10 protein-coding genes are annotated in these 12024 nt (G+C 42.6%); 5 read left to right on the forward strand and 5 right to left on the reverse strand.

The genetic code is table 11. The annotated features are described in order from the left end of the window. The 4 genes from AC1DCV_RS08455 (at position 1) to AC1DCV_RS08470 (ending at position 5756) form a co-directional block, all read left to right on the forward strand. Positions 1-1131, forward strand: a complete 1131-nt coding sequence (locus AC1DCV_RS08455) for a site-2 protease family protein (RefSeq protein ID WP_477022785.1) — start codon at positions 1-3, stop codon at positions 1129-1131. A gap of 29 nt (positions 1132-1160) precedes the next feature. Then, on the forward strand, positions 1161-3869 hold the full coding sequence (locus tag AC1DCV_RS08460; protein WP_477022786.1) for a cation-translocating P-type ATPase: 2709 nt from the start codon (positions 1161-1163) through the stop codon (positions 3867-3869). Positions 3870-4172: 303 nt separating this feature from the next. Beyond that, positions 4173-4559 (forward strand): DUF302 domain-containing protein, encoded by a 387-nt coding sequence (locus AC1DCV_RS08465; protein WP_477022787.1) that lies wholly within the window; start codon positions 4173-4175, stop codon positions 4557-4559. A gap of 69 nt (positions 4560-4628) precedes the next feature. Continuing rightward, positions 4629-5756: a fatty acid desaturase family protein gene (locus tag AC1DCV_RS08470; protein ID WP_477022788.1), complete on the forward strand. Its 1128-nt coding sequence runs from the start codon at positions 4629-4631 to the stop codon at positions 5754-5756. Positions 5757-6140: 384 nt separating this feature from the next. On the opposite strand, the gene AC1DCV_RS08475 is transcribed toward AC1DCV_RS08470, so the two are convergent. Further along, on the reverse strand, positions 6141-6539 hold the full coding sequence (locus tag AC1DCV_RS08475; protein ID WP_477022789.1) for a hypothetical protein: 399 nt from the start codon (positions 6537-6539) through the stop codon (positions 6141-6143). Between the two features lie 445 nt (positions 6540-6984). On the opposite strand from AC1DCV_RS08475, the gene AC1DCV_RS08480 reads away from it, so the two are divergent. Then, a complete protein-coding gene (locus AC1DCV_RS08480) occupies positions 6985-8559 on the forward strand; it encodes a sensor histidine kinase (protein ID WP_477022790.1) in 1575 nt (524 codons plus the stop codon). A gap of 87 nt (positions 8560-8646) precedes the next feature. On the opposite strand, the gene AC1DCV_RS08485 is transcribed toward AC1DCV_RS08480, so the two are convergent. The 4 genes from AC1DCV_RS08485 to AC1DCV_RS08500 all read right to left on the reverse strand — a co-directional run bounded on the left by AC1DCV_RS08485 (position 8647) and on the right by AC1DCV_RS08500 (position 12012). Further along, on the reverse strand, positions 8647-9927 hold the full coding sequence (locus tag AC1DCV_RS08485; RefSeq protein WP_477022791.1) for an NRAMP family divalent metal transporter: 1281 nt from the start codon (positions 9925-9927) through the stop codon (positions 8647-8649). Further along, positions 9888-10844: a 1-phosphofructokinase family hexose kinase gene (locus AC1DCV_RS08490; protein WP_477022792.1), complete on the reverse strand. Its 957-nt coding sequence runs from the start codon at positions 10842-10844 to the stop codon at positions 9888-9890. Before AC1DCV_RS08490 ends, AC1DCV_RS08485 begins: the two co-directional genes overlap by 40 nt. Positions 10845-10971: 127 nt before the next feature. Continuing rightward, entirely contained in the window at positions 10972-11259 is a 288-nt protein-coding gene (locus AC1DCV_RS08495; RefSeq protein WP_477022793.1) for a zinc ribbon domain-containing protein, read from the reverse strand. 27 nt (positions 11260-11286) lie between these two features. Next, positions 11287-12012, reverse strand: a complete 726-nt coding sequence (locus AC1DCV_RS08500) for a polysaccharide deacetylase family protein (RefSeq protein WP_477022794.1) — start codon at positions 12010-12012, stop codon at positions 11287-11289. Positions 12013-12024 lie beyond the last annotated feature (12 nt).

Here is a 12024-nt window from a genome sequence, read left to right on the forward strand (position 1 = left end):
ATGAAAAACAGTATAAAATTATTCACTATTAATCATACCAGCATTTACCTGCATTGGTCTTTCGGATTGCTGATAGCATTGATGCTGTTTATACAAAGCGCCACAGGAACAGCGGCCAGCGAGGTACTGTGGTCAGTAATAGCTGTTACGGCTGTATTTGCATGTGTAATATTCCATGAGCTCTGCCATTCGCTGGCCGCAGGCAGGTACGGCATTCATACCAAAAGCATCACCTTGCTCCCTATTGGAGGCATTGCTGCTATGGAAAAGATGCCGGAAAAACCGGCCGCTGAAATTGTTGTCAGCGCGGCAGGCCCGATGGGTAACCTGTTGATTGCAGTTGCTTTGCTTCCTTTCATCCCGGGATATCCTCCGTTCTGGAAAGCGGCAGACGTAATAGGATCTGTTGACAGCTATAATTTCCTGTATTACCTCTATGTTGTAAATATAATGCTGGCATTATTTAACCTGATCCCCGCTTTCCCTATGGATGGCGGAAGAATATTGAAAGGAATACTKGGACTACGAATGGATCCTACCCGCTCAACCGCTATAGCAGCATTTACCGGCAGAATAATAGCGGCACTGTTTATCATAGGCGGACTAATCGTCTTTGATATTATCCTGATGTTTATTGGTTTCTTCATCATCGTCAGCGGGGCCGGAGAGGAAAAAATAGTCTATCTGAAAGCAGCAGCAAAAGGTCTGTATCTGAAAGACCTGGCAATAGATACTGCTTCCTCATTTCCTGCAACTACAACAATTGAGGAGGCTGCCGAAAAAATGTTGCACTACCAGGATAAATGTTTTCTGGTGACAGATAATACAACTACTGCCGGTATAATTGACCGGAATACTATTCTCCGTGCGCTATCAGGCGGAAAACATGAAGCAACAATCAGTCAGTTCATGACAGCGGATGTACCAACGCTTAATGAAGAATGTACTATGGAAGAGGCAATTGATAAACTGTCGGGGAATAAAGTAACAGCAATGCCTGTGGTTACGGGGAACCGTATAATGGGCATCGTTAACATGCAAAACATCATAGAATACCTGGCAGTCCATGATATACAACTGCGGGAACATAGCCACAGTGGTGCAATGTATAAATTCCTTAGGGCCAGCTAAACAAAGCACTGACGCAAAAAAATAAAAAGATGAATCTGTCGATCAGGAAGGAAAACGACCAATACTGGGCATTAACGGCTGAAACCATCATCCAGGTCTGCTCAACAGATGCCATCCGGGGATTAACAAAAGAAGAGGCTGTAACAAGATTGCGCAGGTATGGCTACAATAGCATCACCAGTCCCAAAAGCAATCCACCATTATTAATATTACTGCGGCAGTTTACCAGTCCTTTTATAATACTGCTGGCCATTTCAGCGCTGCTTTCCTTCTTCTTCAAAGAATGGCTGGATGGCTTTGCTATCCTTGCGGTACTGATCCTGAATACCATCATTGGCTTCTGGATGGAATACCAGGCCCATCGTTCTATGGAAGCACTCAAAAAAATGAGTGTTGTTCCGGCCAGGGCTATCCGGAGCGGCGAGATGATGGAAATAAAATCGGAGTTACTGGTTCCCGGTGACCTGCTATTTATCGAGAGCGGAGAAATGGTAACCGCCGACGCACGGGTTCTCTCCGCCAATCAATTACAGGTCGACGAATCAACCCTCACGGGTGAATCTTTTCCTGTAGACAAATTTCAACACCAGCTACCGGAAAATACTTCGCTTTCCGACAGGAACAACATGTTATACAAAGGCACTTTTGTTACGAGAGGTAATTGCCGGGCGATAGTGGTAAACACTGGTATGAAAACAGCATTTGGCAAACTGGCCGGTATTGTTCAACAGACCGAACAAACGGCCACTCCATTGGAGCAAAAAGTGCGGTATTTAAGTAAAAAACTGATCTGGATTACATTGGGACTCATTGTTATTATATTCTCCGTGAGCGCGTTCTATGGCACGCCTTTCACACAGATATTAAAGACAGCAATAGCATTGTCTGTTGCCGCCATTCCGGAAGGATTACCCGTTGTAACTACGCTTGCTTTGTCCTTTGGTATGTTGCGGATGGCCAGGCATAATGTCATCGTAAAAAAACTATCTGCCGTAGAAACCCTTGGGGAAACAAATGTTATTTGTACCGATAAAACAGGCACGCTTACACAAAATCAGATCGAAGTATCGCTTATCCATACCGCCGGGCTATCGGCACATGTTCAGGTCGATGCGACCAATTTCTCCATTCACTGGCTGGGAAACCACGTTATCGCAGAAGCAGCTGCCTATGCTCATTTACGCCATATCTCAGCGTTATGCAATACCGCCAGCTATCAGCCTAATAACAGTGGAGCAAATACTTCAGGAGATCCGCTGGAGATAGCCTTACTAAAAATGGTATACGCATCGGGAGTGAAGCCAGCCTATTATCAGCAACAATTCAGCAAAACAGCTGAAATACCATTCTCCTCCGAAACGAGATTCATGGCCACCCTTCATCGGCAAAAGGATCAGGATCTGCCCTACTACGTCGCGGCAAAAGGAGCCGTKGAGGAAATACTTTCATACTGCACTTCAGTACTTACTGAAAACGGGAAACTTCCAATGGAGGAAGAACAAAAGGAAGAATGGAAATCCATTGCCACAAAATATGCCCGCTCCGGGTTCCGCATACTGGCTTTTGCTTACCGGGAAACAACAAAACAGGAACCATCTTTCATGAATAACCTGACGCTGGCCGGCATTATCGGGTTCAGTGATCCGCCAGCAGCCGGTGTTATGGAAGCTATTAAAGAATGTAAAAATGCTGGCATACGTGTGATCATGATTACGGGCGACCACCCGGCAACCGCAAAAAATATTGCGTTGCAATTAGGTATATCCACTTCAGGCAATGATGTAATGCTTGGTGGCAAAATGAAACCTTATGCTCAACTAACAACAGCAGACAGGGCGCTATGGTTGAATACCACTGTATTTGCCAGGGTGAGCCCCGAACAGAAGCAACACCTGGTTAAAGTTTTGCAGGATGAAAAAATGATTGTAGCCATGACTGGTGATGGCGTAAATGATGCCCCCGCGCTAAAAAAAGCAGATATCGGTATTGCCATGGGGTTACGAGGAACACAGGTAGCACGGGAAGCAGCAGACATGATCCTGAAAGATGATAGCTTTACGGCCATTGTATCTGCCATCAGGCAAGGGAGAATTATTTTCGAAAATATCCGGAAATTCGTGATTTTCCTGCTATCCTGTAATTTAAGCGAGTTGCTTGTAATTGCCGTATGCGCCTTATTAAACCTGTCGTTCCAGCTGCTCCCGTTACAGATCCTGTTCATTAATTTCCTGACAGATGCAATGCCCGCACTGGCACTGGGTGTCAGTAACGGCGGTGATCAAATTATGAAACGGAAACCTTATCCGCCCGAAACCTCCATTATTGACAAAAAAAGATGGACCGCCATTTTTGTTTATGCGCTTGTTATCACAACCACTACCCTGGGAGCAGTAGCTATCAGCCATTTCCTGCTCCACCGGCATGATCATTGGAATAACAGGATATACAATAATATCCTTTTTTATACCCTGATCTTCTCCCAGTTATTCCAGGTACTTAATATGACTTTTAAGGGAACGATCCCCTTTCATAAAACGGATGTCTTCCGTAACAAAGCTGTATGGTATGCGATCGTAAGCTGTATCCTGTTGTCTTTGGCTGCTTATTGGATTACGCCGGCAGATAAAATCCTGGGAATTACAGTGATTGGACTGGGAGACTGGAGTATTATATTACTGTGCTCAATGTTAACAGTAGCGATCGTAAGAATCATTAAGAAATTAAAACTAACCATCTGACCCAACTGTTTCAGTCATCATCAGCATCTTCCGGTAACTGAAGGAAGAGGCTCTATAATAATCTTTCCACGTTATTCAATTCTTCCAATGTCCAGCTATCAGCACTTGTAGTTTCCAGCCATAATGTTCCGGCTTTACGAAGTACCTGTGCATTTAAATATTATATACACATAATAGCCGTCTGTGACTTAGATCAATCAAATAGATGACTTAGATCATATATGATGAGGCATTAAAAAAGGAAATTTGAAAGTCAGAAAGTGCTAGAAATATTAATTAAAACATTATTAAATCAGGTCTAAAATGAAGTACTATTTCAACAAAAAAATAAGAGGGGATTTTGAAGAAGTCATTCAACGAGTTACCAATGCGCTAAGCAAAGAAGGGTTCGGCATATTGACAGAAATTGACATCAAAGCAACCTTAAATAAAAAGCTTGGTGAGAATTTTTACAACTACAAAATATTAGGTGCATGTAATCCGCCGTTTGCCTACAAAGCATTACTGGCAGAAGACAAAATTGGTACTATGCTCCCCTGTAATGTAATTGTTCAGGAAAAGAAGCCCGGTAAGATTGAGGTATCAGCCATAAATCCGGTAGTGTCGATGAAGGCGGTATTAAACAAAGATTTACGCAAGATAGCGGCGGAAATAAAAAATAAATTAAAGAAAGTATTAGAGCAGGTATAATATGAGAAAAATTACCAGTGATAGCTGGTAACATCATAGAATCCTTTTTAATCACAGAAAGCCAATGATATGAAAACAATCAAATTTGTAACTGATGAAGCATGGCAAAAGCAATTTTCTGCCGCAGTACGAAGTAATGTGAACCACTACTTCAAAGGAAATGGTATTTCCACTAAGGGGAATTTTACGCTGGTAACACAAACAGTCGCCATGCTATTACTATATATCGGGCCATTTGTATTGTTACTGATCATCCCAATGAATATATGGGTGGCGATGCTACTTACCATCACCATGGGAATAGGAATGGCCGGTATAGGAATGAATGTTATGCACGATGCAATCCATGGTTCTTATTCAAACAAAGAGTGGATCAATAAAGTAATGGGCGGAACCCTATATCTGCTGGGCAGCAATGTATTTAACTGGAAAGTGCAGCATAACATGATGCATCACGCTTATACAAACATTGAAGGATATGATGAAGATATAGCAGGAAAAGGTCCTATCCGGCTTTCGGAATATGCCCCGTTAAAAAAAATTCATCGGTACCAATATATACATGCCTTTTTCTTTTATGGACTTATGACTATCGCGAAATTGGTAAAGGATTTTACCCAGCTCGCTAAATACAATAAGGAAGGGATAACCGAAAAATATCATGTGAACCCCGAAAGAGAGTACGCAAAAATGGTGATTGTAAAGATTATTTATCTGTTCACTTTTATTGGTCTGCCTGTTCTTGTAACGCAATATACGTGGTGGCAGGTTCTTCTTGGTTTTCTGATCATGCACTGGACTGCCGGGTGTATACTTAGTACCGTTTTTCAGATGGCACACGTGGTGGAGGGTGCGCAACAGTTCAGGCCAGACGTAAATGGAGTTATACACGATGAATGGGCTGTTCATGAGATTCGGACAACAGCAGATTTTGCAAGAAATAATCTTTTCCTGAATTGGTACATTGGAGGATTGAATTTCCAGATCGAACACCACCTTTTTCCAAATATCTGTCACGTTCATTATAGAAAAATGGCTCCAATTGTAGAGAAAACAGCCCGCGAATTCAATTTATTTTATAATTCAAAAGCTTCTTTTGGGGCGGCTTTTCGCTCTCATGTCCGGAGATTAAAACAATTAGGGCATCCTGATCCCACCAAGGAAATTTTCATTAATGGGAATAGAATAAACCCGTAAGATCCTGGGTTCATTGGCTGGTATGGAATATAACGGCTGGCCAGGTTGTCAGGGAGACTTATCTGCGGATGCCTTATACATTGTGGCTTTACAGTGATTAATGTTAATGCAACTCTCTTTGTTACCTCCCGGAATAGGCTGATTTGATCAGGTTTGAAAAACATTTTTATCGCTACAAAAATACGAAGATATCTACCTCTAATAGTTCTCCGGTTTAAACGCGCGCTTATCTTACGAATAGTTTGGTATAAAAACGCCAGCTAATCGCCAGAGCTTTTACTTTTGAGATTGAAGTTTTCCTTTTGTCTCAAAAGCATCGATTACAGCAATAACAGCGGCATCCTTGGATTTTCAGGTTAAAACTAACCATCTGACCCGATTGTTTCAGTCATCGTCAGGATCTTCTGGTAACTGAAAGGAGTGGCTCTTTAATGATCTTCCTGCATTATTCAGTTCTTCCAATGTCCAGTTATCAGTACCGGTAGTTTCCAGCCATAATGCTCCGGCTTTACGAAGTATCTGTGCATTTAATCCAAAAACGTAACTGAAGTCATGTTCTATGGCAGCGGCAGTCCTGTAATAGCTGATATCGAGCCATCCGAAACCATTTCGCATTCTTATTTTCTCAATCGGAGTATCCCGAGATATTTTCTCTTCTTCCGGGGAGTATTCTCCTTTTGTATGTGGCTTCCTGTAAAATTCCAGTTTCAGATACGGATATATTGTATGGAATTTCTCCTGTATATCTTTTACCACAGATTCTTCACTAATATATATCTGCATAAAAAAGAATTTTGATCAATACAAGTTTAGCATTGTTATGCTCACCTGCAAATGAGACTAATCATCCTGTTTTATGACTACGGTCATAAAACAGAAAGGAATACCAGGACCAATTAAGCCTTCCAACTACCAGATATGCTGATTTGATTCCATTTAAAAATATTTTTTATTTGTAAGATATTAATTCCTGATCCGCAATACGGATGTCAATTATTGATACCTTTTCAAGGGATGATTTTTTTATTTTGCCTGATAAATTTCTTAACTTCAATTATTGAAAAGTAGTTCTGGAAGCAGCCCCCTACTAAATCAATATTTCCATTAAAGCACAATAATATACTTACAGCGCCCCAAATACAACGCGAGGCGTAAAAACGGATTACACCGTTTGCACTTTTCAGAGAATAGCAAAATCTTCTTTTACTTTATTTTGTTAAATAATAGCATGAGCGTATCAGTTGGTGATATAGATATACACTTCCGGCTCGATATTTTCGCTGCAATCCTGGAGCAGGACCCGGGACTTGTGGCTATAAGAGAACTCGAAAGCGGCAAATTGCTATATATCAATGAAACCGGGAGCAAAATATTGGGAACAGACAACTACCTCTTACTGGAACTGCTCATGGAACAAAATAAGATTGGAACTTCCGATGCCACAGAAAAGTCTGCCAGCAACGGTTTATCCGTAAATGAGCGGCAACTTAAAAATATAAATGGAGAAATATTTATCGGCGCATATGAAGAAATCTCCCTTCAATACAATCATACAAATTATTGCTTCTTCAGGATTACGGAAATCTTATCTCCCCGCCAGTATAGGCAGCAGCTTGACAAAGAACTGAATCGTTTTGAAACACTATTCAATAATGCCAGCATTGGCATCCTCGTAACCAATAAACAAGGGGAAATTATAATAATTAATGATTTTGCATTGCGGCAGTTTGCCTACCAACTGGAAATGTTAGTGGGTAAGCAGGTAGAATTACTTATCCCCCTCCGTGTCCGTGATCGTCATATAGGGCATAGGGAAAGATATAATGCCACCCCTCAAAACAGGCCAATGGGCATAGGCATGAATCTCTTTGCTGTCCGGAAAGATGGAACAGAATTCCCGGTAGAAATCAGCCTTAGTCATTATTCCAACGAAGAAGGGAACTTTATCATCGTCTATATCAGTAATATTACCGAGAGAAAGAAAGCGGAAGAACGGGTCGAAAAACTGTATAATGAGCTGGAGGAAATGGTGGAAGACCGCACCACAAAGTTGCGCAAAACGTTGGAGGAACTGGAAAACTCCAAAGGAGAACTTACAATGGCATTAAGTAAAGAAAAAGAGCTTGGTGATCTGAAATCCCGTTTCATTTCCATGGCATCTCATGAATTCCGGACTCCACTAAGTACGATCCTTTCATCTATATTTCTTATAAAACATTATGATGCAGATCAGGATCAACCGCTGCGCAATAAACATATTCAACGGATTATCAACAATGTAAACCTGTTGACAGATACCCTGAATGATTTTCTTTCTTTAAGTAAAATCGAGGAGGGGAAAATACAGGTCAGAAATACGGTATTTGATATTGAAGAACATATCAATACAGTCATCCAGGAAATGCAGGACATTGCAAAGAACAACCAGACAATTACATACAACCATACAGGGGATAAAAACCTGGTATCGGATCCATCGCTGATAAAGCATATTGTAATGAATCTACTCGGTAATGCTATTAAATTTTCAACCTCCGACAGCCAGATAGAAATCGAGACCACTATAAACGAGACTTCCTTCACGCTCCTCGTAAAAGATAATGGTATGGGCATTTCAGCGGAAGATCAGCAACACCTTTTTGAACGGTTTCACCGGGGAGCTAATGTTAACAATATTCCTGGAACGGGTTTGGGGTTGCATATCGTTCAGCGATATGCAGAGATCATGGAGGGTAAAATCTATTGCAGCAGCAAATTAAACCAGGGTACTACCTTTACTGTCATATTTCCCGTAAGCAAATAATTTACCCCTGAAAAATTCAGGCTGGCTTCCCCCAGATCACCGGATKATCGCTTTTCACAAGCAATCATCCGGCGATTTCAGTTTGTTTCATAGCAGGAAACAGATCAGCGCAATCGCTGCCACAGTCATTACTATCAGCGTTATAAAACCTAAAAGATTAGCAAACCATGTATTCGTATTCTCTTTCATGATCTTTTCATTGTTCCCGATATGCAAAACAATCGCGATTAATACGGGCGCTGTCAATCCATATACGATGGCCGTATACAGCAATGCCCGGAGGGGGCTGATTCCGGAAAACTGCAGTAACAGGCCCGCCATCAGGGAAATAACAATAGATATATAAAACGGCTTTGCCTGGGTAAACTTCTTGTCGAGCCCTCCTGTCCACCCCAGCGTTTCTGCGAGCATATAAGACTGGGCGCCGGTCAGTACGGGGATAGCCAGTAACCCCGTTCCTAGTACCCCTGAAGCAAAAACAAGGTAGGTTAATTTACCAGCCAGCGGCTCCAATGCTTTTGCCGCCTGGTCTACCGTATCAATCTGCCTGATACCTGCCTGGTAAAGCACTGTGCCGGTAGTGAGAATGATGAAAAACATGACAATATTGGAAAAGAACATACCGGTGCCCACATCTGTCCTCATATTATGCAATATCTGTTTATCAATTACAAGAATATTGTTATGCAAACGTTCTTCCGCCTCCATGGTGGCCTGCCAGTAAAAAAGATATGGAGAAATGGTCGTTCCCAGGATCGCGACAATAATTGAAAGGAAATTTTTGTCGTATTGAATCACCGGGATAATAGCATCTCTTGCAATCTGTTTCCAGTCCTGGTCCACCAGGAAGGGAACAATAATATATAATAAAAGGGAAAGACAAAGCCACTTCAGGATCATCGCAATTTTTTGATAAGGATAACGGATAATAACGACCATCAGCAAAAAGGTGGCGAATGTACAGAAAACGGCCACAGGAACTGCCGGGAATATCATATGGCAAACAGCGCCTATTGCCTGGATATTTGCACCGATATTTAGTGTAATAGCGGGAAAACTGAAAAGCAGCATCACATATAAAAAAGGTTTGGGATAATGTTGCTTAAGCGTGGCGGTCAATCCCTGCGATGTTACCAACCCTATCCTGGCACACATTTCCTGCATGCCGGCCATCAGTGGAAAGGTGAGCACCGATGTGTACAAGGTGGAAAGTCCGAACTGGGCCCCGGCCTGAGAATAGGTAGCGATCCCGGATGGATCATCATCACTGGCGCCCGTAATAAGGCCAGGGCCTAAGGTCTTAAATACCTTTTTTATTCCAGCTGGTATTAACGCTGAACGCTTGTATTTAACGATTGTCTTTTGCATATTTCTTCAAAAAGCATCTTTGAATCTTCCTTTTTGCATAATGCTGTGCCGGGATTCAGGGTAGCGGCGGTACCGCAGGCTACGCCAAATTGTGTAGCTTCCAGGATATCGTTGCCGGCAACCAGGCTGTAAACAATACCGGCCAACATGCTATCGCCTGCCCCCACCGTACTCACCCTGCGAACACCAGGTGCTGGTATCTTCACTGAAAGATCGGCTGTTACCAACATAGCACCGGCTTCTCCCATAGATACAACTATTACTTCACAGCGCTTCCTGCTGATGATCCGTTTTGCCACTTCCGTAATTTCTTTTTCATTAAGGGTATTCACACCGGCAAAACCTGCCAGTTCCCGGACATTTGGCTTGATCAGGTAAACTCCTTCGCGTAAGGCCTCTTTTAAAGCCGCACCGGAAGAATCAACAATAAAACGGGCGCCTTTAATCGTCGCAATAGCACTGAAAGAGGCAAATATATCCGCAGGCACGCCAGGCGCCAAACTGCCGCTGGCAACCAGGTAATCTATATCATCTATCCCCCGGATCACTTCCAGTAAATGCTGCCATTCGTAAGTATCCACTACCGGCCCCGGCATATCTAAACGGTATTGTGCATGGTTATTATTATCCGTTACAATCAGGTTTTCCCTGGTATGGCCTGCAATGGGCACACGTAAAGCAGGAACTCCTTCTGAGTTCAACAGGGAATCAAAAAATTTCCCACTATAACCACCTCCCAGGTATATTGCCTTTGCATTACCACCTAACCGTGTAATGGCCCGGGCTACGTTAACGCCACCACCACCCGGTTCAAAAACAGGTACGCTGCATTGTAACTTTCTTTCCGGGACCAGTACCGGGACGGTTGTACTCTTATCTATCGCTGGATTTAATGTAATGGTGACAATTGCGGACATAGCAGTGAATTTTATTAATGAGATCAGACTTATAAACACACCAAAGATACCTGCCGCCTTTCCCCGTGGCAATGACCTGAATTAGGCATTATGCTGATCTTAATCAGGGAAATCAGATGATCATGCTTCAGGAAACCCGATGCCCCGCATCAGCGTTGCTCCCTGCCCACCTCTTTAAATGCGGCAAACGGCCTATAGCTGCTTCCAGTATATCCTCCGGCAACTTTTCCCTATCCATCATCCTGGTCATGTGTTCTTTCATCTCATCGAGAGACAAGCCCGGATGAGTAAACTCGCCGTGCTGGTAACAATATTTACAATACTCCTGGCTGGGGGTTCCGTCCTTCTCTGTTCCCAGGAGCTCAGGTGTGTCAAGCGGCATGCTGCAACTCTGACAAAATTTTCTGTTATCCATAATGTTATTATTTAATGATACACCATCCTAATTTTCTTTGCTAAATCTTAGCATCTCACTTTGTAACCTGACTCCCGACCACCGCCCGTCTGTTATCATACGCCTGATTGTAAATAGTGCATTACCGCGATGCCCGTTTAGCTGAAAGGCTGCCCTGTAACCAGATCTCTCCAGATGACTAATGATTGTATCATTCCATTCTCCAAAGGGATAGGCAAAATACCATACGGGTTTATCCGTGATTTTTTCCAGTGTTTTCCTGGGCCGGAGCAATTGTTTTTCCCAATCCATTTTACCCGTAGCATACAAATGCGGATGATCCCAGGTATGCGATCCAATGATATGCCCCCGGTCAGCGAGTTTCCGGATCTGCTCCGTTGTCATATAACCTGGCTTTCCCAGTGTGACCGTCATTACAAAAAAAATACCTCTAAATCCATAGCGGCGCAGCAAGGAATCAGCTATAGAAAAATGTTCTACATGGGAGTCATCAAACGTGATCATCAACAGCTTCGCCGGGGCTGGGCGCTTTCCTGTTAAATATGCCAACAACTCATCCGGCAATATGGTACGGTATCCACTGTCGGCAAGTGATTTTAATTGCAGGTTCAATTGTTCATTGCTGATATGCATTAAATCATTCTTGTGGCCCGTACCCGCATAAATATTGTGATAACATAACACCGGTATATTTACCTGTGCCGATATATGCTTTATAGCGAAGAAAAAGATAAGTATCATCAGGTATCTCATACAACTATTATA

It is taken from the genome of Chitinophaga sp. 10T418, assembly GCF_056394125.1.